This window comes from Providencia sp. 6390, from assembly GCF_058148425.1.
In genome coordinates, this window is record NZ_JBYVYL010000001.1 from 137,433 (window position 1) to 159,779 (window position 22,347).

A 22,347-nucleotide genomic window follows, 5' to 3' on the forward strand; every position below is an offset into this window, starting at 1 on the left:
ATGGGTGTTGTAATAGTAAAATTATTATAAGTAATGGTTATATTCCCAGTATTTGGACATTTTGCTCAACAATTATGATCTGTGCAACCAATATCGTGTTATTTCACTCCTAATAATATTTAACAGTTTGCTTTATTTTTAGTCACGCAAACGGTTTCGTATTGATGCACATTGCTCTATAATGTGCTCCGGTTCCCCTGCTTTTATGATCAGGGCTGGCGTTTAAATGAGAGAAATTAAGACTATGGAAATTTTGCGTGGTTCACCTGCTCTATCAGCATTTCGTATTACTCGCCTTTTGGCGCTGTTCGCTGAAAAACAGCTTCCTGTTATGGATATCTATGCTGAATATATGCACTTCGCTGAATTGTCAGCGCCTCTAAGTGATAGCGAGCAAGGCAAACTGCGTAGTTTGCTAAAGTATGGTCCTTCTCTCACAGAGCATGAGCCTTTTGGCAAATTAATTTTAGTCACTCCACGACCAGGCACCATTTCTCCTTGGTCATCTAAAGCGACAGATATTGCCCACAACTGTGGTTTATCACAAGTTGAACGCATTGAACGTGGTATTGCCTATTATGTGCAGGCGGAAGGGTTATCGCAGCAACAGTGGTTTGAAGTTGCGGGATTACTACATGATCGTATGATGGAAAGCATCTTCAGTGAGTTTGAGCAAGCTCAAGCGCTTTTTGCTCATCATCAACCTACACCAATGAAAGTGGTGGATATCATTACTAATGGTCGCTCAGCACTTGAAAAAGCGAACCTAGAAATGGGCTTAGCCCTCGCTGACGATGAAATCGATTATTTACTCGCCGCCTTTAATCAGCTAAAACGCAATCCAACAGATGTTGAATTGTATATGTTTGCACAAGCAAACTCAGAGCATTGTCGCCATAAAATCTTTAATGCAGATTGGATTATTGATGGTGAAGAGCAGCCTAAATCGCTGTTTAAAATGATTAAAAATACCTTTGAAACAACACCTGATTACGTATTGTCGGCTTATAAAGACAACGCCGCAGTCATGGAAGGTTCTTCTGTAGGACGTTTCTTCCCTGAACCAGATGGTCGCACGTATCGCTATCATCAAGAAGACGCACATATTTTGATGAAGGTAGAAACGCACAACCACCCAACGGCAATTTCACCTTGGCCGGGTGCCGCAACTGGCTCTGGTGGTGAAATTCGTGATGAAGGCGCAACAGGCCGTGGCGCAAAACCGAAAGCTGGCTTAGTGGGTTTCTCTGTTTCTAACTTACGGATCCCTGGCTTTGAGCAGCCTTGGGAAGAGGACTTTGGTAAGCCTGAACGTATTGTGACCGCACTCGATATTATGTTAGAAGGCCCATTAGGTGGTGCGGCGTTTAATAATGAATTCGGCCGTCCTGCACTTTTAGGTTACTTCCGTACATATGAAGAAAAAGTGAATAGCCATAATGGCGAAGAGCTACGCGGTTACCATAAACCAATCATGCTAGCGGGAGGGATCGGTAATATTCGTGCTGATCACGTTCAAAAAGGCGAAATCCCTGTTGGGGCAAAACTGATCGTTCTTGGCGGCCCATCAATGAATATTGGTTTGGGCGGAGGCGCTGCCTCATCAATGGCATCAGGCCAATCAGATGCCGATTTAGATTTTGCTTCAGTACAGCGTGATAACCCTGAAATGGAACGCCGTTGCCAAGAGGTGATCGATAATTGTTGGCAGCTCGGTGATGATAATCCAATTTTGTTTATTCATGATGTTGGTGCAGGCGGTTTATCGAATGCCATGCCTGAATTAGTGAGTGATGGCGGTCGTGGCGGTTGTTTTGAGCTACGTAAAATTTTAAATGATGAGCCGGGTATGAGCCCACTCGAAGTGTGGTGTAATGAATCACAAGAGCGTTATGTATTAGCGGTTGCTCCTGAGCAAATGACGCTTTTCACTGCCATCTGTGAGCGTGAACGCGCACCTTTTGCAGTTATTGGTGAAGCAACTGAGCAACGTGAACTGGTATTGAAAGATACGCATTTCAATAATCAGCCTATCGATATGCCACTTGATGTGTTATTAGGTAAAACACCAAAAATGTTGCGTGATGTTAGCACGTTGAAAGCTCAGCCAGATGCGCTAGATAGAACATCGATCGATTTAAATGAAGCAGTAAAACGTGTGTTGCATCTTCCTGCTGTTGCTGAAAAGACATTCTTGATCACCATTGGTGACCGTACAGTAACAGGTATGGTTGCTCGTGACCAAATGGTTGGTCCATGGCAGATCCCTGTTGCTAACTGTGCCGTGACTACTGCCAGCCTTGATAGCTATTATGGCGAAGCAATGTCAATTGGTGAAAGAACACCTGTTGCATTGTTGGATTTTGCCGCCTCTGCACGCATGGCGGTGGGCGAAGCGTTGACCAATATTGCTTGTGCTTATGTGCAAGATCTTAAGCGAGTAAAATTGTCTGCAAACTGGATGTCTGCTGCGGGTCACCCAGGGGAAGATGCAGGCCTTTATCAAGCGGTTAAAGCAGTAGGTGAAGAGCTATGCCCTGCGCTTGGTTTGACTATCCCTGTCGGTAAAGATTCGATGTCAATGAAAACACGCTGGCAAGAAAATGGCGAAGAGCGTGAAATGACATCACCACTATCATTGGTAATCAGTGCCTTTGGTCGTGTTGAAGACGTACGTTTGACCGTGACACCTGAATTAAAAACCGGTATTGATTCTGCTTTAATGTTAGTTGACTTAGGGCAAGGTCATAATGCGTTGGGTGGCTCAGCATTGGCACAGGTGTATCGCCAATTAGGCAATAAAGCACCTGATGTCCGTGATCCTCAGTTGTTGTCTGGTTTTTTTACTGTAATCCAAAACTTACTGTCAGAACAAAAATTGTTAGCCTACCACGACCGTTCTGATGGTGGTTTGTTTGTGACATTGGCAGAAATGGCATTTGCTGGTCATTGTGGCATCAATGTCGATATTAGCGAATTTGATGAAGATATTTTAGCCGCTTTGTTCAATGAGGAACTCGGTGCTGTTATTCAAATTAAACAGCAAGATAGACAATACGTCGAAGCATGTTTTGCTGATGTAGGGCTTGCTGAGTGTGTGCATTATTTAGGAACTGCGACACAAGACGATGCAGTGGTGATTAATAGTCGTGACACTGTTGTTTATCGTGAATCACGTAGTACATTGCGCCAGTGGTGGGCAGAGACAACATGGCAAATGCAGCGCTTACGTGATAATGAAGTGTGCGCTGATGAAGAGCATAATGCTAAGTTGGACACCCAAGATCCAGGTCTAAATACTAAGTTAACTTTTGATATTGCTGATGATATTGCAGCTCCTTATATTTCGTCAGGTGCACGCCCTAAAGTGGCAGTACTACGTGAGCAGGGTGTGAACTCGCATGTCGAAATGGCTGCTGCATTTGACAGAGCAGGTTTTGATGCCGTCGATGTGCATATGAGTGATTTGTTGTCAGGAAATCTGTCATTAGCGGGCTTCCAAACATTAGTAGCGTGTGGTGGTTTCTCTTACGGTGACGTATTAGGTGCTGGTGAAGGCTGGGCTAAATCAATTCTGTTTAATTCACGTGTTCGTGATGAATTTGCTGCTTTCTTTGCGCGTCAAGATACACTATCGCTTGGTGTCTGTAATGGCTGTCAGATGATGTCGAACTTATATGAATTGATCCCTGGCGCAGATTTATGGCCTCGATTTGTTCGTAACCGTTCTGAGCGTTTTGAGGCTCGTTTTAGCTTAGTTGAAGTCGCGAAAAGCCCATCATTATTATTACAAGATATGGCAGGTTCACGTATGCCAATTGCAGTTTCGCATGGTGAGGGTTTAGTTGAAGCACGTAACCCAGCTCACATTCAGCAATTGGAAAATAGTTCGCTGGTGGCACTGCGTTTTGTGGATAACTATGGGCAGGTGACTGAACAATATCCAGCTAACCCGAATGGTTCTGTGAAGGGTATTACGTCTGTGACTTCAACCGATGGCCGAGCAACGATTATGATGCCGCACCCTGAACGCGTCTTCCGCACAGTGAGTAATTCATGGCATCCAGAAAATTGGGGTGAAGATAGCCCTTGGATGCGTATTTTCCGCAATGCACGTAAACAATTAGGCTAAATAAGCTAGTTTAGTTTAAGTTGTTAAAAAGGCTGCAGCGCAGTGCGTTGCAGCCTTTTTTATCTGTAATAAATGGTGTCAGTTTACCAGCCTTATCTCTTATCACTCATTTTATTTGTTTTTACCTCATCAAGTTATTGCGCATAGTAATTATTATCAATATCATTTCTATCTTCTTTTTTGGTTATACTTTTTTTGATAAGAGAGTTACATCGTGGGATCAGTCATTGTTTCTTCGGCGAAACGACGTTTTTCGTGGGTTTATTGCTCTGTTTTTGTCATGTTATTTCCTGCTAGCGCTGCTTTGGCTACTCAATCATCAACTAATAACTCAAGCAATGATGTGCTGGTTGTCACTGCTGCACCAGATGAAAGTTATAGCGGTGATAATGTTTATTCAACCTTGAAAACACTGACTTCGCGCAATGAAACGCCACAGTCTATTAGTATTGTGACGCCACAGGTGATCAATGATTACAGTGTGTCCAAGGTTGATGATGCGGTTAAATTTGTTAGTGGGGTAACACAAGGAAATACCTTGGGCGGTATTGAAGATGGTTTTGTTAAGCGTGGTTTTGGCTCGAATTCAGACGGTTCTATTTTTATTGATGGAGTGCGTAGTAACCAAGGCCTAGCAATGGATGCCACGGTGGGGCGAGTTGATGTACTCAAAGGTTCTTCATCATTGCTTTATGGCATTCTCAACCCTGGCGGCATTATCAATTTAGTGACTAAAAAGCCTGAGTATCAATGGCAAGGACGCATCAGCGGGCGAACCAATAGCCATGGCGGCGGTACGGGAAGTGTCGATTTGACAGGTCCTTTGGGCAACGGGTTTGCTTTTCGTTTGATTGCAGAACGGCAACATGAAGATTATTGGCGTAACTTCGGTGAAAATGAACATACATTAGTTGCACCTTCGATTAGTTGGTTAGGTGATTCGTCTTCATTTAATTTTTCGTATACAGAGTATAAATTTGATGTGCCTTATGACCGCGGTACAGCTTTTGTCGACGGTAAGCCCATTAGTATTCCTTACAATGTCAGGATCGATGATGAAGCGAACCATGCATGGGGTAAAAATAAACGTCTCAATGCAGAATATCGCTATGAATTTGATGAAACATGGGAAACTGGTTTTAAGTATGCATGGTTCCAGCGTCGTTATGACAGTAACGAAGTACGCGCTACTAAAATTGATGTCGATACTGGCGTTGTGACTCGTCGAGCCGATGCTAACCGTGGTTTTAACCATCAAACAACGTATTTATCATGGGATGTTCGTGGCACACCCGAAATTTTAGGTATGCAACATGACGTGACTTTTGGCGCTGATTACGAGAAGGCTCAAACATATAAAGCCTATTCTTATCGCGGTAAGGTCAGTAAGACATTCAATATGTACCATCCTGTTTATGGCGAAGAACCAATTGTGAGTGATGCAACGGTAGATGATAAAAAAAGCAACTTACGTTCTACCGTATATAGCCGCTCAATCTATGCTAAAGACAGTATTCATTTGAGTAACCAATGGATTGTGGTATTAGGCGGGCGTTATCAAGGCTACACTCAGAATGCCAGTAGCGGCTGGATAAAGAAACAAACGGACCTGCATGATCGTGGTAATCAATTTATTCCACAGGCAGGTTTGGTGTATAAGGTGTTGCCTGATTTGGCGTTATATGGCAGCTATAGTGAGTCTTTCACACCATCGACACAGGTAGATGATGATGGAAACGTCGCTTCGACTGAAAAAGGCAAAACATATGAGATCGGCGCTAAATGGCAAACAACACCAACAGTATTAACAACATTAGCCTTGTATCGTATTGATGAAAAAGATATGTCTATTTTTATGAATGGACTTAACCGTAATATTCCAAAAGCACGTTCTGAAGGCATTGAGCTGGAAATCAATGGTGAAATTGCGACGGATTGGCAGGTGATCGCCAATTACAGTTTTAACAACACTCAAATCAAACAAGATAATTTGAAACCTGAAAACGTGGGTAATCATCTGGTCAATGCTCCTCGCAATATGGGAAGTTTATATTTAACTCATAAATTAACTCTTTCTGATGTGCCGGGCTCTGTACGTGTTGGCGGTGGTGGGCGCTATGTTGGTAAACGTGCGGGTGATCCTGAAAATAGTTTCTTCATGCCGGCATATACCGTTACCGATGCATTTGTCGCGTGGGATCACCAAATTGGTGGGCATAAAACACAGTTAAAGTTGAATGTGAATAATGTTTTAAACAAAGAATATTATGCTTCTAGTGCTGGTAATCTACGCGTTATCGCTGGGGAACCGCGTACAGTGTATGTAAATGCTTCTATCGATTTCTAAGGTGAAAAAATGAAACGATATTTGCTATGGTGTCTATTAATATGCTTACCAATGTTTTGTTCGGCGAAAATAGTGACAGATAGCTTAGGCAGAGAGGTCGTGATACCTGATGATCCACAACGCATTGTGTTAGGTGAAAGCAGGATGCTTTATACACTTGCATTGATTGAAAGTGGTGATCCTGCTGCGAGGGTCGTTGGCTGGCCCGCTGATTTAAAACGGCTCGACCCCCAAACATGGCAAAAATATACGGCAGCTTTCCCTGCAATGACCAATATTGCGATTGTTGGGAACGACAATTTTTCGCAGATGAGTAGCGAAAAAATTATCGCATTGCAGCCTGATTTATTGATCATGCCTGTATATGCTAAAACGCAACCCGATGAGCAGGTGTTCATTCAGCAAGTTGAAGCTGCGGAGATCCCAATTATCTATCTTGATTTTCGCGTTGACCAACTCAACAACACCGTGCCTTCACTACAGGTGTTAGGTGAAGTACTCAATCAGCAGAAAAAAACAGCAGACTTTATTCAGTTTTACCAACAACATATGGCAGTGATCCGTGAAAGGCTTGCACAGGCTAAACCAGTTAGGCCAAAAGTAATGTTACAGCTTCACCTTGGTAAAAAATCGGAGTGTTGCACGACAGTAGCGAGAGGTAATTTAGCCGATTTAATTGCATTTGCTGGTGGTCATAATATTGCTGTTGGTAAGTTTAATGGTGTTTTTGGCCGGTTAAGCCAAGAGCAAGTGCTGACAGAAAACCCAGATTATTATTTGGTAACAGGAAGTGGGGGGCTAGATAGTACTTCTCAGTTGCAGCTTGGGCCGTTAGTTGATCACGACACCGCGAGAGTTAGCTTACAACATCAGTTGCAAAGTGATGCCATCATGGCAACGTTACCGGCAGTGCAGCAGGGTAACGTCGGCGCATTATGGCATCATGTTTATATGAGCCCTTGGCATCTGTTGGCGGTTGAATTTTTTGCAAAACAGTTTCACCCACAATTATTTGAGGACGTTGATCCACAAAAGACCTTAAATGAAATGAATCAACGTTTTTTAGTTGTGCCAGAGCAGGGAACATATTGGTTGTTTGCTCATTAACTCAGTTTTACCCCGTTTTCACGGGGTAAAATCTTTACTCAAGAATAAACATACCGTAAGGATGGATTTGCAGATAGAGGCTTTCCCCTATTGTGGGTTGTAGCTGTGTTGCATTGATTTGTAATAACATTGATTGGCCATGCCAATCCACTGTCACCTCATATTGAGGCCCCATATAAGCGACATGTGAAATGGTGCAGCGCTGGCTCTCTTCGCCTTGAGAACTTAAGGTAATGGCTTCAGGTCTGACGCCAACAGTGACCTCTGTTTTATCGGTTGTTAGCTGAGCAGGGCGTGGCAAATGATAGTTAAATATATTCACGCTATCACTGGTAAGCGTTGCAGGGAAAATATTGGCATCCCCCATAAAGCTGGCCATAAACTTAGAAGCAGGCTGGCGGTAAAGATCTTGTGGTGAACCAAGTTGCATAATTTTACCTTTGTTCATCACTAGGACCATATCAGAAACGGCAAAGGCTTCACTTTGATCATGGGTGACATAGAGTGAGGTAATATTAAACTGTTGTTGTAACTCACGAATTTTTTCGCGCATGCTGCGACGTAAATTGGCATCCAAGTTACTTAGCGGCTCATCGAATAGCAGCACTTTGGGTTTTAAGATCAGCGCACGAGCGAGGGCAACGCGTTGTTGCTGCCCGCCTGAAATCTGATCAACAAAACGATCAGCAAACCCAGCTAAATCAACCAACTCTAAAGCTTCTTCTACGCGTTGTTTAATTTCAGATTTAGGTAAACCAAGCATCTTCAAACCATAACCGACGTTGTCCCCTAATGACATATGAGGGAATAGGGCGTAGGACTGAAATACCATACAAATATCACGCTGTTGGATAGAGCGATCAGTGACATCTTCACCGTCTATGAACATTCGGCCTTCAGTGGGTTTTTCAAGGCCAGCGACTAAGCGAAGGACAGTGGTCTTACCGCAACCGGATGGACCTAATAAAGTCACCATGCTGCCTTGTGGGATAGATAGACTTAAATCATCGATGACCGTATTGGTACCAAAGCGTTTAGTCACATTTTTAAGTTCAACAAAATTTTGTTGGGTCATGTTAGTTACTCCATGATTACTGTGCATTTTTGGCTTTGGAACGTGAAACACGGGCTTCGCCAATCAAATAGTCAAATAGGAAAATAATGGCGAGCATCACCACAATCAGGATCGAGCCATAAGCAATAGCGACACCGTATTCACCATCTTCAACACGGTTTAAGATGTAAGCGGTTGCGACACGAGTCTCTGGTGTGACCAAGAACACAATGGCACTAACAGTGGTTATCGCACGCACAAAGCTATATATCAGGGCAGAGAGGATCGCAGGGCGTAGCAGGGGTAATAAAATATGGAAAATGGTTCGCATTGATCCTGCTCGTAAGCTAAGCGATGCCTCATCAAGGGATTTATCAATTTGTCCTAAACCCGCAATACCGGCACGGATCCCCACAGGAACGTTACGCATGGTCATCGAGATGATCACAATTGCTGCAGTACCTGTTAAATAGAAAGGGGAATCATTGAAAGCTAAAATATAAGAAACACCAGCTACGGTTCCCGGTACGGCAAAGCACAGCATCGTAGTGAATTCGATAGTCTTTTTACCGCGAAATTCTTGGCGAACCACAATATAGGCAATCAATAGCCCTAAGACAGCAGTGATTGGCGCGGCGATACCTGCATACAATAGGGTATCTAGCAATGATGGCCATGCACCATCACTCATTCCTTGGCCGAATAATTTGATAAAGTTATCGAAGGTGAGGGTGTAATCAACGCCCCAGTTAACGGTGAAGCTGCCATAGAAAATACTACCGTATAGTAGAACGTTAAAAGCAACCCAAATCGCCAAAAAAGTAGTTACTATGGTGACTAATGAAGTCGGAAGTGGTTGAACATCGCCACGATAGGATTTACCTGATACGGTGACATAAGAGCGTTTACCAATCCACATGTATTGCACGCAGAAAACAAGCAGTGAGAATACTAGCAATGAAGCGCCTAAGGTACTTGCCGCTTGGTAGTCGAGCTGTGAACCAGTGATGTAGAAATAAATTTGCGTCGCTAAGACGTCAAAATTACCACCTAATACTAATGGGTTACTGAAATCGGCGAGTGACTGAACAATGACAATTAAAAATGCGTTTGCCAAAGCGGGTTTCAGTAGTGGCATAAACACATTGAAGAACGTTTGGTAACGATTGGCTCGCAGTGTATAAGAGGCTTCTTCAAGTGATGGGTGGATCGTTTTGATTGCGCCATCTAAAATCATAAATGACATTGGGGTAAAAGCGAGAACTTGCGCCAACCAAATACCCGTAAAGCCATAAAGCCAGTTAGTATTTTCTAGCCCCATATAGGTGGCTAAAAATTCAGTAATATAGCCTGAGCGACCCATCATCAGTGTGACACCAAGCCCAACCACAAAAGGTGGCGTGACTATTGGTAAAATAGAAAACACACGTCCAATGATAGCGGAACGTTTGGCGATCCTTGACGTGTAAATAGCCAGAATCAAACCAAAGAAAGTACAACCTGCACCTACCGCCAGCGATAGGAAAACAGAGTTAATGATCACTTGTACAATGTGCGATTGGGTTAATATCGCTACAAATGCGAATGGCGCAAAGTCACCATTATTATCCGTAAACATAGGGATAAAAATCGCCACGCTTGGGAAGACGATAAATAAAGCGATAACCGCGACAACGGTGATGAGTGAGCCAATAACAAATTGATCTCCCCCCAGCCATTCTAATCGTGTTAAGGCGAGTGTCATGATCATGCCTAATGAGATAAATAGCACGATAGATGAATAGCCTAAGCCTTTGCCTTCGAAAATAGCAGAAACGACCACTGCGATAGTGGTAATAGCAGCAATGGAGATATCAAAATAGTGGCGTGCTTTATGGTAACGATCAGCGGCCTGCATAGGGCGAATCAATAGGATAGAAGGCAATAAATACCACAGCCAACTGATGTTCACGCTGCTCCAACCATAAGCCGCCAGTATTTCATCTTGCGTTGAGTCGAACACACCATAATCTAAGCTCCACGATGGCAGTAATGCAAATCCCAGCCATGCCAGTAGTAGCCAAAAGAAAATGGTGTCTCTTCCCTGTTTTTTAGACAAAGTAAGGGTGTGAGACATAAATCCCCCGAATGTTGACATCGTTATTATTGTTTTGTAGAAATGGGAGCACCGCTATTGATGCCCCCACCAAGTGATTACTTACTCATTTTGACTTCAGTAACCCATTTGTTGATTAGGTTCTTACGGACGTCAGCATCGCCGTATTTATCCATATCGTAGTTGATCAGGTTTAGATCATTCAGTTTTAATGAAATAGGGGAAGACTCAGCGGTTGTGTTGGTTAAGATTTGATAAGACTTACCTTCTTTCCAGCTGAGCTCTTGGGCTTCTTTTGACAATACAAAATCAACGAACAGTTTTGCGTTATCAAGGTTACGCGCATTTTTCAAAATACTGATACCACCAATCTCATAACCAGTACCTTCGCAAGGTGCGATAAGTTCAAGTGGTGCACCATTTTCAACTTCTAAGGAATAGTCATGTAAGAAGCCAATGCCGATAGCGGATTCACCACGCGCAGCGTTACGCGCTGGTGCAATACCTGATTTAGTATATTGAGAGATATTGCCATTCAATTTTTTCAGATAGTCAAAGGCTTGGTCGGTTCCCCACAATTGGTCGAATGTGGCGAGTGCGGTGTAAGCAGTACCTGAGCTTTGTGGATCCGCGATTTGGATTTCGCCTTTGTATTCAGGTTTGGTGAGATCTTTCCAGCAAGTTGGAATTGGTAGACCTTTTTCTTTTAAGCGATCTTTATTCACGCCAAACCCTAAAATACCGATATAAACCGCAGAGGAGTAGTTACCTTTACGTTTCGCTGGATCTTGGAATTGAGGCATGATTTGTTCTAAGTTAGGTGATTTGTAGGGTTGTAATAAATCCATTTCACCTGCTTGTGAATGTGGATCTAATGTACCACCATACCAGACATCGGCTTGTGGGTTGCGTTTTTCAGCTTCAATTTTTGCCAATGTGCTGCCTGAACCATTGCGAATAAATGTGGTTTTTACATCATATTTTTTGGCAAAAGCTTGGGTTTCAGTTTCACACATGGCGTTGGTGGCGCTGCAATAAACAACTAATCGGCCTGCTGCTGAAGTGGTTGTTGAAATCGCCGCTAAAGATAAGCCGGCAGCAATAAGGGTAGTAAGGGTTTTCAGTTTCATTTTCAGTCCTTTTTATCAGGTTTTATCATCGGATAGTGAAACAGTACCGGCCAAATGCTCACGTTTACTGACATTAGCAATCAAAAGTGGCATTAGCAGTAATCCCATCAGCGCCGCAGCACTGGCAAGTAAGGCAAACATACCTGACCAACCATAATGTGCTATGACCTGAGAGAGAGGCCATCCGGCAATTGCCGCCCCTAAATAAGCGTATAAGCCGAGATAGCCAGTTACCGTTCCAGCTGCATTTTTATGACAATATTCTGTTGCAGCTAGACCGATTAACATTTGTGGCCCAAAGACAAAGAAGCCAATACTAAAAAAACAAGCAGCCAGTAAGGCATAGTGATGAATGGGTGTTAGCCACAATGCACTCACTGAAATCGCCAGCCCCAATGAAAAGAGCAAAATCATCGGCGCGCGCTGCCCACGAAATAACAAATCAGAACCCCAACCTGAGCAAACCGCTCCAAGCAGACCACCCAATTCAAATAGCGATAATGTGGCATTGGCGCTGAGTAAATTAACGCCATGGGTTTCTGATAACCAAAGATTTCCCCAATCGTTTATTGCAATACGTATTAAATAAACAAGAATGTAAGAAAATCCGAGCAACCAAATCATTCTGTTAAATAATATTGTTTCTTTTAATATGGTTAGCATTGGTTGCGGAGGCGAGAGTCTTTCTTGCCTCAGCTCTAAAACATCATGTCGCCATTGCCCGACTGTGGGTAAGCCACTTTGCTGTGGTGTCCCTTTGAGTTGATTACACAGCCATAGGCCAATCACAACACCAATAATACCGGGGACAATTAATGCCATTTGCCAGCTATAACGGGTTGCTAACCAAGCCGTTAACAAGGGCAGTGACATGCCTCCTAAGTTGATGGAGATATTCCATAGTCCCCACCAAAAGCCTCTTTCATTGCGTGAATACCAATGAGTCAAAATGCGTGCACAAGGTGGCCATCCCCAACCTTGAAAGAAACCATTTAATGTCCAAACAATAAGTAGTGCAGGAAAAGAGAGACAATAGGCAAATAAGACATTGAGTAGGCCTGTCATTACTAAGCCAATACCCATAAACCAACGATAGCCTGTGACATCATGAAAAATACCAGAGATAAACTTTGATATTCCATAGGTTAAATAGAAGGCAGTCGCAATCCAGCCGATATCACTTTTGTCTAAAAATAACTCCACCTGCATAACGGGCATCACAAAATTAAAGCTTTTTCTGGTGAGATAAAAAGCGGCATAGCCAACAATCATTGATAGCATTAACTTACGTCGCCAAAAGCGATAGGTGCTATCTAAAGTACGCGTGCTTTTGCCAATCATATCGATGTCTCCCGTTCGGCAAAATGTAATCAAATTTTTAACAAAAAGGATGAGATAAGGTATTAGAGGGCTAGGAATAAGTCTTAGTTTTGGCTTATTTACTCTCAAAGTGTGGGCAGGTTAACAATAATTTGTGTTCCGTTTTGAGTGGTTAGCGTCCAATCTCCTCCTAAAGCGCTGACTCGTTCCTCGACGCCACGCAGTCCAAGCCCACTAGTTCGTTGGCTAAAAGGGACGCCGACACCGTTATCATTGACGCGGAGTTGGATTGTCTCCTGCTTTTGTTCTAGAGAGATACAGATATGTGTGGCTCGTGCATGTTTACTAATATTATTTAATAACTCTTGAACCAAACGATAAAGTGTAAAAAGTACGGTATCGTTTTCAGGTGTTTCAGTGAGCTTATAGTGGAACTCACATTGAATCCCACTCTGTGCAAAGGCAAACTCATCAATAAGATGGCTTAATGCTTTTTCTAATGACATTTCATTAAGTACAGGAGGACGCAGTTGACGCAATAGCTGCCGTGTTGATTGATGAATTTGTTGTGCTAGCTGGTTAATTTGCCCAGCGGCTTGATGACTGAGAGGATCAAACGCGGTCTTTTTAACGAGCATCGATTGAATCTGAATAGCGGTAATATTTTGACCAATTTCATCATGAAGCTCACGAGCAATTGCTTTTTTCACGTCCTCTTCGGTGTGAACCAATTGGCGCATTAATTCTCTTCTGGCTTTGAGCTCTTGCTCCAAGCGTTGCCGATAACGTTGTAGATTACGTGCAAGTTGTTGTTGTCGGCTGATAGCGATCCCTAAGCCAATTCCAATCAGTGCTTGAGAGCTTAGAAACATTTCAAGTTCTTGCAAGTCAGCGAAAGCGCCATGAAATTGGCGGGCAAAGGTAATAATGAGACTACCTAATAATGCGGATAGCACACCACCTTGCCAACCATAGCGATAAGCCATAAATACATTGGGTATAAATACCAATAAAACAATTAGTTGTTCGATTTCGGGGGTAAAAAAAACTTGTGCACTAAGGCCAACTAAACAAAATAAGAACGCCCAAATCAATAAAGAGGTTCTGAGTTGTTTGTCAGGTGTGCCGTAGTCGAGCAACATTTGGTAATGCTGTTCATGCAAGTATTCATAAATAAGATAGATAAATGGTGTTAATAATATTCCGCCAGTAAAGGTGGTTAGAAACAGTTGGCTCGCTGAAAAGGACGGAAGCCAACTAAAAACGATCACATGCAGTAAACTGTTGGCTGCGACCCCTGCAAGTAATAATAACAATCGTTGCCAGTAAAGCGTGTATCGCCACCAAATGCCTTGGATCACATAGGCAACTGCCAAGCTCAATAAAGGTGAAAGTAACAGGAGTGGTTGCGATAATAGTTGCTCTTGAGCCAACCAAATATTAAGAGTTAATTCACTAACCAGTAGTGTTGGCCAATAGCGCCGCCATAGTATGATCATTAAGGCTAGACGTAGCCCTTGAGGTAACAAAAGAGTGGCCTGGAAACCATTTTGACTGAGATAAAATCCAATAATCCATAAACCAATCCAAATTAATGAATAAGTAAAAAATAGAAAGATGGATTGTAAGAGAAGGCGGACTCCTTTGCTCATCGGTTATCACCTTGAGATCAGGTTATGTTCTAAAGCATAGTGAACAAGGTCGATAGTGTTTTCACATTGTAGCTTTCCAAGAATATTGGCACGGTGAACATGAACGGTTTTATGGCTTAGGTTTAATTGATCAGCAATCACCTTTACACTTAGGCCAGCCACCAATAAATCAAATATTTCTTTTTCTCTTGGTGTGAGTTCAGCTAAGGCGCGACGCTGTTGCGGTGCTTGGCGTAACACACGCATCGCATCTGAGCACAAGTAACAACCACCATTATGGACAGAGCGAACTGCTTGGACAAGCTCTTCTGGGCCACATCGCTTGGTCAGATAAGCACTGGCTCCTGCATCTAGTGCGCTTTGGACAAAGGCAGGGGTATCATAAATACTGAGTATAATGGTACGAAAATCAGGTTTTTTTTGACGTAAACGAGTAAGAAGTTGCAAACCATTTTCATCAGGCATGGAAATATCCATAATAGCAACATCAATATCAAGGCTAATTAAATTAGACCAAGCTTCTTGAGCATTGGCATATTGACCAATAACGCAAATGTCAGGCTCAAGAGCGAGTAGCTGTGCAAAACCAGAACGCACCACAATGTGGTCGTCAATAAGGGCAATCTTTATCATTTTTATAGCTATCAATATATGAAGTAACTTTTAATGCTTATATCAACACAGGATGAGATAAGCTAGTGTTATGCATTAAATGTTCAATCTGTATCAAATTTAAGATAGCTATTATGTTATTAATAATTTAAGCAGGTACGACCTCAATGACATATATACTGTGCGCTTTCCATGTGATGTAAATCAGCCGTGTTTTTTTGTTCCATAGCTAACCTCTTTTTAATCATAATTTAAATTACTCATTAATGGATCTTGTAAGTATGGATTAAATTTAAGGTAATTAATTACTTGTATTAATTAAGGCTTTGTTTCAGCGTGACTGAGTGATGTCTCATTAAATGTTAACTTTTACTAATTTGTTCTAGGGTTTTTTGAGATAAGTAAGCTAAAAAAACAGTACTGCTATTCTCTTTGTATAAAATTAACGACAAACACCTTGTTAGGGTGTCTCCAATAGGTGACATTTAATCAATTGAAAAATATAGTAAAAATAAATAGGGTGGAGAGGTGTCTTTAAATAGCGACAAATTTACTATGAGGAAAGAATAGAAAAGATCACAGATGGAATCTTTCTCGAAGGGTAAATAAATAAACCGTTAAATAACAATGAATTAAAAAATAAATTGAAAAGTTGGCACGATGTATGCATAATAATATTCAGTTGCTCATTCAACATTATTATGTCGGTCCACAATTAGGTGGGAACATACCACATAAAGCAAGAATGATGCCAAAGTAAGGTGCCTACCGTCCAACAGCACAGATATTCGTCTTCGGGCCTTATCAAACACAGGGCGACACGTGGAGTGAGGCACCACCTATATGACTATAGATAAATAGCCATATAATGATGTATCAATATCATCGCTGGCGGAATAAAGTTGAATACTTTATTCCGCCTTCCTATTTTTACGCCTTTCTATTTCTCTGATTATCTTTATCCTTTTTAGCAAGTTGGCATGTGGCTTGCTGTAACTCATTGATCTTCATTTTCCCAATACACTTTTCATACTTCAATCGATAGCGCTTTGCGATGAAGTATGGTGACGACACGAGAGTCTGAATTATTCAAACGTACAGCGAAGAAATAACCGTTGTAATCGTGCTCACGTAATACGTTGAGTTCTGCTACCATGGAATAATGTTTAACAGGTGTGAGATGAATGCATTGAGTAAATGGCGCCTTTTTCCGCGCTCCTTGCGCCAATTAGTTGTGATGGCATTTTGGTTAGTGCTATTACCACTGTTGGTTCTGGCCTATCAGGCTTATCAAAGTTTGGAGCAATTGAGCAACCAAGCAGCTCAAATCAACAAAACAACACTTTTAGATACTCGGCGTAGCGAGGCGATGGGCGGTCTGGCTTTGGAAATGGAAAGAAGCTATCGTCAATATTGTGTTTTAAAAGATGAGTCATTGCATACGCTTTACTTAAAGCAATTTTCTGATTACCAGCAAATGTTTGAACGGCAAAAAACCATTTTGCCAAAAGAGACGGATTCATCTGCACTTGCCAAGGCACTTGATGGCCTAAAAACAGTAAGCTGTGATAATAATGAGTTGCCAAAAGAGGTTACTAGTGCATTTAGCCAATTTTCAGAGCAAAATAATTTATTGATCCAAGAAACACGTAACGTGATTTTTAGTCGAGGTGATCAGTTACAAAAAGCGATTGCCAATAAAGGGCAGCTGTTTGGTTGGCAGAGCTTAATTCTGTTTTTGTTAAGCGTATTATTAGTCGCGTTATTTACGCGTATGATCATTGGCCCTGTAAAGGGTATTGAGCGCATGATTAACCGCTTAGGGACTGGCAGGACACTTGCTAGCAACTTAGAGCGTTTCAAAGGGCCTCGTGAATTGCGATCTCTTGCTCAACGTATTATTTGGTTGAGTGAGAGGTTGGCTTGGCTTGAATCTCAACGCCATGAGTTTTTACGTCATATCTCCCATGAATTAAAAACACCATTAGCAAGTATGCGTGAAGGGACTGAATTGCTAGCTGATGAAGTCGCAGGTCCATTGACTGAATCACAAAAAGAAGTGGTTGAAATTCTCGATCACAGCAGTAAGCATCTTCAGCAACTTATTGAACAACTTCTCGATTATAATCGTAAATTAGCTGATAGCCCGCCAGAAGCACAGCATGTTGATTTACAAAAACTGATTGAAGATATTGTGTTGGCTCACAATCTTCCCGCAAGAGCGAAGAATATTCAAACAGATATTCGTTTACGTATTGACCATTGTCTTGCAGAACCCACACTTCTTGGGCGGGTTATTGATAATATCTACTCCAATGCGGTGCACTATGGCAGTGAATCAGGTAATATTTGGATCACAAGTCGTAGAATAGATAATAAGCTTGTTATTGAAGTTGCGAATACAGGCACGCCGATCCCTGAATCAGAACAAAGCATGATATTTGAACCTTTTTATCAAGGTTCATTGGTGAGAAAGGGCGCTGTAAAAGGCAGCGGGCTAGGGCTGAGTATTGCACAAGATTGTATTAAGCAAATGGGTGGGGAGCTTTCACTCGTTTCCAGTAAATTAGCAGATGTCTGCTTTAGAATTGAACTGCCTTTAACTGCAGAGAATGAATAATAATGGCAAATTGGTCTACAGAGGCTTTGCTTACATCTTGTTTAGCGATGCGAGCAAAGCAATATATAGGATTAACTAGAAGAACCACGGCATTAATCCGAAATCATAAAACGGTGCATATTGGTACATTATTGTTGTCTCTTATTTTAACGGGATGTGCGGCGAAAAGTGGCCAATCGCCCTTAGAAACACTTGCGCAGGTCGTGGTACCTGAAGTGAAAGTGACAGATTATCGTTACACTTCTTGTGATGGTATTTGGGATAATAATCAACCCAGTGCGCGTGAAAATGCGTTGTTTTGGCTGCGTATGATGGATTGCGCTGATCGCCTTGATCCTGCTATAGCGCGCAAGGATGCGGCACAAATGCCTGTAGATAATTGGTCGCAAGCTTTCCAGCAAAGTATTTTAATGGGGGCTTCAGAGCCTACGATTGTTGAACGTCGAAAAATGGTTGATAGCATGAATACTTTCAGCCTTAATTTTCCAACTTCAATTCGCCCATTGCTACAGCTATGGCGTGAGCAGCAAGTTCAGATTATCAACCTTGCAGAAGCAAACTCGCGTTTTAAACGATTACAGCAAGATACTGACAATAAACTTGATCGCATGAAAGAAGAAAATGCCAAGTTGGTTTTTGAGTTAAACACCACATCGCGTAAATTGGAAAACCTGACAGATATAGAAAGGCAGCTATCCTCTCGTAAGCAAAGCAGCAATGAAACTGAGAAAGAAGTTGAAGCTGTAGAAAAAGCTCAAGAAAAAGAAGCCCCTAAAGATGAAAAGCCAGTAGCTGAAAGTCGTGAGCCATCAACAAATAATCAAACGGAGGGTGAGCGTCAATGACTGGCCGTAAATCAGCAAACCTATTATTGGTGGATGATGATCCGAGTTTGTTAAAACTGCTTGGCATGCGTTTAAGCAGTGAAGGTTTTAAAGTGACAACGGCTGAAAGTGGCCCTGCAGCTTTAAAAATACTGCAAAAAGAAAAAATTGATTTGGTTATTAGCGATCTCAGAATGGATGAAATGGACGGCATGGCGCTGTTCGATGAAGTTCAGAAACAGCATCCTAATCTGCCTGTAATTATTTTAACTGCCCATGGTTCGATCCCTGATGCTGTCGCTGCAACTCAGCGGGGGGTATTCAGCTTCTTAACCAAACCTGTTGATAAAGATGCATTGTATAAAGCGATTGATGAAGCGCTAGCACTCTCTTCCACGCCCATTAGTGATGAAGAGTGGAGCGAAGGCATAGTGACACGCAGCCCATTAATGATCCGGTTGCTAGAACAGGCACACATGGTAGCACAGTCAGATGTTAGCGTACTGATTAATGGGCAAAGTGGTACGGGTAAAGAGGTATTAGCACAAGCGATCCATAAAGCCAGCCCTCGAGCCCGTAAGCCTTTCATTGCTATCAACTGTGGTGCATTACCTGAGCAATTATTAGAATCGGAATTATTTGGTCATGCGAAAGGCGCATTTACCGGAGCAGTAAGTAGCCGGGAAGGTTTATTCTTTGCGGCGAATGGTGGCACGCTATTTCTCGATGAGATCGGTGATATGCCAATGCCTCTACAGGTAAAACTATTGCGTGTGCTGCAAGAGCGTAAAGTTAGGCCGCTGGGAAGTAACCGTGACCTCGACATTGATGTGCGCATTATTTCCGCCACGCATCGTAATTTACCAAAGGCGATGGAAAAAAATGAATTCCGTGAAGATCTCTACTATCGGCTCAATGTCGTCAATCTACGTATTCCAGCATTGAATGAAAGGGCTGAAGATATTCCTATTTTAGCTAACCATTTATTGCGTGAGTCGGCAACAAGGCATAAACCATTTGTACGCAGCTTTTCTACGGAAGCAATGAAGTGCCTTATGTCAGCAAGTTGGCCGGGTAACGTACGTCAATTGGTTAACGTGATTGAGCAATGTGTTGCATTGACAACCACGCCAGTGATCAGTGAAACCCTAGTTAGCCAAGCTTTGCAGGGTGAAAATACAGCATTGCCAACATTTGTTGAAGCACGTAATCAGTTTGAACTCAATTATCTACGAAAGCTGTTGCAAATGACCAAAGGTAATGTAACGCAAGCTGCGCGTATGGCAGGGCGAAACCGAACTGAATTTTATAAATTATTGGCTCGCCACGATTTAGAAGCGAATGATTTTAAAGAATAATTAAACAAAGTATCAATACACCTGCTCGGGAGAAGAAAGACCTTATGAGCCGTAAGCTTAATATTTCACTAGCTCAATTAAATTGGTTAGTTGGTGATATTGAAGGCAACTGCGATCGTATGTTGCAAGTTGTTGAACAACAAAAAAATATTGCGGACATCGTGATGTTCTCAGAGCTATCACTAACAGGGTATCCGCCAGAGGATTTATTGTTTCGCCCTGATTTGACTCAGCGTTGTTTAGTGCAATTAGAACGCTTACAAAAGGCAAGTAGTGAAACAGCCATTGTTGTTGGTCACCCATGGTCTGAAGGTGGCAACATGTACAATGCGTTGTCTTTTTTCTACCAAGGTGAATTATTAACACGTTATTTTAAACAAGAACTGCCAAATTACGGTGTTTTTGATGAGTTACGTTACTTTAGTGCAGGCAACACAACCTGTGTTGTTGATTTTAAAGGTTATCGTCTAGGTTTGTTAATTTGTGAAGATATCTGGTTTGACACGCCTGTTGATGCCGTTAAACAGGCTGGTGCTGAAATTTTATTGACCATCAATGCTTCACCATATGATCGCAATAAAGAACATATCCGTAGTGATTTGCTGGTAGCACATTGCCGGCGCACACAGCTGCCAATTATCTATTTGAACCAAGTGGGTGGGCAGGACGAATTGATTTTTGATGGGGGTTCTAAAGTATTATCCAGTGATGGTGAAATCACTCATCAGTTATTCGATTTCAATGAACAAGTGGTTAATTGCCAGTTCAATGATTTAGTGATTGTGCCAATGGATAACCCTGCACCAGTACTGGCGCCAGTTGCACAGGTTTATCAAGGTTTAGTGATGGCAACTCGTGACTATATCAATAAAAATGGTTTTAATGGTGCGATATTAGGTTTATCAGGTGGAATCGATTCTGGTTTGACTGTTGCGATTGCTGTTGATGCTATAGGCAAAGAACGCGTTCAAGCGGTTATGATGCCATTCCGCTATACCGCAGAAATGAGTATTCATGATGCCAAAGAGCAGGCCGAACTGCTAGGCGTTGAGTTTGATATTGTTTCTATTGAACCGATGTTTGATGCATTTATGGCGCAACTGCAACCGATGTTTGCAGGCACACAAGTCGATACCACCGAAGAGAATTTACAGGCACGTTGCCGTGCTGTTATTCTAATGGCGATGTCAAATAAACGCCGCCGTTTAGTGTTAACCACCAGTAATAAAAGTGAATCAGCTGTTGGTTATTCCACTTTATACGGTGATATGGCGGGCGGGTTTGATGTGTTAAAAGATGTGCCAAAAACGTTGGTGTTTGAATTAGCTAAATATCGTAATACGATATCGCCAGCGATCCCTCAGCGAGTGATTGATAGGCCGCCTTCAGCTGAGTTGGCTCCAGGGCAGCTCGATCAAGATAGCTTACCGCCTTACGATATTTTGGACGCATTGTTAGAAGCTTATGTAGAAAAAGATTACTCAGTTGCTCAACTGATTGAACAAGGCTTCGATGAAGCAACCGTTCATCGGGTTGTGCGTCTTGTCGATATTAACGAATATAAACGCCGTCAAGCACCAGTTGGACCACGTATTACGGTGCGTAATTTCGGAAAAGATCGTCGTTATCCGATCACGTCGGGTTTTGGCCGTAAAAACTGGTCATAGCAGGAATTATTTATGAAAAAAATTGATGCAATTATCAAGCCATTCAAACTTGATGACGTTCGTGAAGCGCTAGCAGAAGTGGGTATTACTGGTATGACCGTGACTGAGGTGAAAGGCTTTGGTCGCCAAAAAGGCCATACAGAGCTGTATCGTGGTGCAGAATACATGGTCGACTTCCTGCCAAAAGTAAAAATTGAAATTGTTGTCCCCGATGATATCGTTGAAAGCTGCGTTGAAACTATTATGCAAACGGCGCAAACAGGCAAAATCGGCGATGGTAAGATCTTTGTGTATGATGTTGCCCGTGTGATCAGGATTAGGACAGGTGAGCAGGACGAAGAAGCCATCTGATCCTCGTCATAATTCGCACTACAGCGTTGTTGGCTACGTTCACTCGCCCTAGTCACATACTTATGTATGCTCCTAGGG

At 42.3% G+C, this 22,347-nt stretch carries 15 protein-coding genes; 8 read left to right on the top strand and 7 right to left on the bottom strand.

The window, feature by feature from the left end; translation table 11 throughout:
* The first annotated feature begins 244 nt into the window (after positions 1 to 244).
* The 3 genes from purL to AC3Z9T_RS00780 all read left to right on the top strand — a co-directional run bounded on the left by purL (position 245) and on the right by AC3Z9T_RS00780 (position 7,586).
* Entirely contained in the window at positions 245 to 4,132 is a 3,888-nt protein-coding gene (gene purL / locus AC3Z9T_RS00770; protein WP_490125118.1) for a phosphoribosylformylglycinamidine synthase, read from the top strand.
* A gap of 280 nt (positions 4,133 to 4,412) precedes the next feature.
* Entirely contained in the window at positions 4,413 to 6,479 is a 2,067-nt protein-coding gene (locus AC3Z9T_RS00775; RefSeq protein WP_490125119.1) for a TonB-dependent siderophore receptor, read from the top strand.
* 9 nt (positions 6,480 to 6,488) lie between these two features.
* The gene (locus AC3Z9T_RS00780; RefSeq protein WP_490124323.1) at positions 6,489 to 7,586 is read left to right on the top strand and encodes an ABC transporter substrate-binding protein; all 1,098 of its coding nucleotides are present in this window, start codon (positions 6,489 to 6,491) and stop codon (positions 7,584 to 7,586) included.
* Positions 7,587 to 7,620: 34 nt separating this feature from the next.
* On the opposite strand, the gene fbpC is transcribed toward AC3Z9T_RS00780, so the two are convergent.
* The 7 genes from fbpC to AC3Z9T_RS00815 form a co-directional block, all read right to left on the bottom strand.
* Positions 7,621 to 8,661, bottom strand: a complete 1,041-nt coding sequence (fbpC, locus tag AC3Z9T_RS00785; RefSeq protein ID WP_490124324.1) for a ferric ABC transporter ATP-binding protein — start codon at positions 8,659 to 8,661, stop codon at positions 7,621 to 7,623.
* 16 nt (positions 8,662 to 8,677) lie between these two features.
* Positions 8,678 to 10,756 (bottom strand): ABC transporter permease, encoded by a 2,079-nt coding sequence (locus AC3Z9T_RS00790; protein ID WP_490124325.1) that lies wholly within the window; start codon positions 10,754 to 10,756, stop codon positions 8,678 to 8,680.
* Between the two features lie 77 nt (positions 10,757 to 10,833).
* Positions 10,834 to 11,865 carry an ABC transporter substrate-binding protein gene (locus AC3Z9T_RS00795; protein WP_490124326.1) on the bottom strand — a complete coding sequence of 344 codons (1,032 nt, stop codon included), beginning with the start codon at positions 11,863 to 11,865 and terminating at the stop codon, positions 10,834 to 10,836.
* Positions 11,866 to 11,880: 15 nt separating this feature from the next.
* Positions 11,881 to 13,239, bottom strand: a complete 1,359-nt coding sequence (uhpC, locus tag AC3Z9T_RS00800) for an MFS transporter family glucose-6-phosphate receptor UhpC (RefSeq protein ID WP_490124327.1) — start codon at positions 13,237 to 13,239, stop codon at positions 11,881 to 11,883.
* A 71-nt stretch (positions 13,240 to 13,310) separates the two neighbouring features.
* Positions 13,311 to 14,837: an MASE1 domain-containing sensor histidine kinase gene (locus tag AC3Z9T_RS00805; RefSeq protein WP_490124328.1), complete on the bottom strand. Its 1,527-nt coding sequence runs from the start codon at positions 14,835 to 14,837 to the stop codon at positions 13,311 to 13,313.
* A 6-nt stretch (positions 14,838 to 14,843) separates the two neighbouring features.
* Positions 14,844 to 15,470, bottom strand: a complete 627-nt coding sequence (locus AC3Z9T_RS00810; protein ID WP_490124329.1) for a response regulator — start codon at positions 15,468 to 15,470, stop codon at positions 14,844 to 14,846.
* A 1,006-nt stretch (positions 15,471 to 16,476) separates the two neighbouring features.
* Positions 16,477 to 16,605 carry a hypothetical protein gene (locus AC3Z9T_RS00815; protein WP_490124330.1) on the bottom strand — a complete coding sequence of 43 codons (129 nt, stop codon included), beginning with the start codon at positions 16,603 to 16,605 and terminating at the stop codon, positions 16,477 to 16,479.
* A 24-nt stretch (positions 16,606 to 16,629) separates the two neighbouring features.
* Between AC3Z9T_RS00815 and AC3Z9T_RS00820 the strand changes: the two genes are divergently transcribed.
* The 5 genes from AC3Z9T_RS00820 to glnB are packed head-to-tail and all read left to right on the top strand — an operon-like array spanning position 16,630 to position 22,269.
* Positions 16,630 to 18,069: a sensor histidine kinase gene (locus tag AC3Z9T_RS00820; protein ID WP_490124331.1), complete on the top strand. Its 1,440-nt coding sequence runs from the start codon at positions 16,630 to 16,632 to the stop codon at positions 18,067 to 18,069.
* A gap of 2 nt (positions 18,070 to 18,071) precedes the next feature.
* Positions 18,072 to 18,914: a two-component system QseEF-associated lipoprotein QseG gene (gene qseG, locus AC3Z9T_RS00825; protein WP_490124332.1), complete on the top strand. Its 843-nt coding sequence runs from the start codon at positions 18,072 to 18,074 to the stop codon at positions 18,912 to 18,914.
* Complete coding sequence (glrR, locus tag AC3Z9T_RS00830) at positions 18,911 to 20,251, top strand: two-component system response regulator GlrR (protein WP_490124333.1); 1,341 nt, start codon at positions 18,911 to 18,913, stop codon at positions 20,249 to 20,251. Before qseG ends, glrR begins: the two co-directional genes overlap by 4 nt.
* A 44-nt stretch (positions 20,252 to 20,295) precedes the next feature.
* Entirely contained in the window at positions 20,296 to 21,918 is a 1,623-nt protein-coding gene (locus AC3Z9T_RS00835; protein ID WP_490124334.1) for an NAD+ synthase, read from the top strand.
* Between the two features lie 12 nt (positions 21,919 to 21,930).
* Entirely contained in the window at positions 21,931 to 22,269 is a 339-nt protein-coding gene (glnB, locus tag AC3Z9T_RS00840) for a nitrogen regulatory protein P-II (protein WP_004921424.1), read from the top strand.
* Positions 22,270 to 22,347: the final 78 nt, after the last annotated feature.

Bases quoted from the DNA above. Each gene is read 5' to 3' on its own strand.
- fbpC (WP_490124324.1), bottom strand. From the start codon at position 8,661: ATGACCCAACAAAATTTTGTTGAACTTAAAAATGTGACTAAACGCTTT.
- AC3Z9T_RS00805 (WP_490124328.1), bottom strand. From the start codon at position 14,837: ATGAGCAAAGGAGTCCGCCTTCTCTTACAATCCATCTTTCTATTTTTT.
- AC3Z9T_RS00815 (WP_490124330.1), bottom strand. From the start codon at position 16,605: ATGGTAGCAGAACTCAACGTATTACGTGAGCACGATTACAACGGTTAT.
- AC3Z9T_RS00810 (WP_490124329.1), bottom strand. From the start codon at position 15,470: ATGATAAAGATTGCCCTTATTGACGACCACATTGTGGTGCGTTCTGGT.
- AC3Z9T_RS00820 (WP_490124331.1), top strand. From the start codon at position 16,630: ATGAATGCATTGAGTAAATGGCGCCTTTTTCCGCGCTCCTTGCGCCAA.
- AC3Z9T_RS00795 (WP_490124326.1), bottom strand. From the start codon at position 11,865: ATGAAACTGAAAACCCTTACTACCCTTATTGCTGCCGGCTTATCTTTA.
- purL (WP_490125118.1), top strand. From the start codon at position 245: ATGGAAATTTTGCGTGGTTCACCTGCTCTATCAGCATTTCGTATTACT.
- AC3Z9T_RS00780 (WP_490124323.1), top strand. From the start codon at position 6,489: ATGAAACGATATTTGCTATGGTGTCTATTAATATGCTTACCAATGTTT.
- AC3Z9T_RS00775 (WP_490125119.1), top strand. From the start codon at position 4,413: ATGTTATTTCCTGCTAGCGCTGCTTTGGCTACTCAATCATCAACTAAT.
- glnB (WP_004921424.1), top strand. From the start codon at position 21,931: ATGAAAAAAATTGATGCAATTATCAAGCCATTCAAACTTGATGACGTT.
- glrR (WP_490124333.1), top strand. From the start codon at position 18,911: ATGACTGGCCGTAAATCAGCAAACCTATTATTGGTGGATGATGATCCG.
- qseG (WP_490124332.1), top strand. From the start codon at position 18,072: ATGGCAAATTGGTCTACAGAGGCTTTGCTTACATCTTGTTTAGCGATG.
- AC3Z9T_RS00835 (WP_490124334.1), top strand. From the start codon at position 20,296: ATGAGCCGTAAGCTTAATATTTCACTAGCTCAATTAAATTGGTTAGTT.
- AC3Z9T_RS00790 (WP_490124325.1), bottom strand. From the start codon at position 10,756: ATGTCTCACACCCTTACTTTGTCTAAAAAACAGGGAAGAGACACCATT.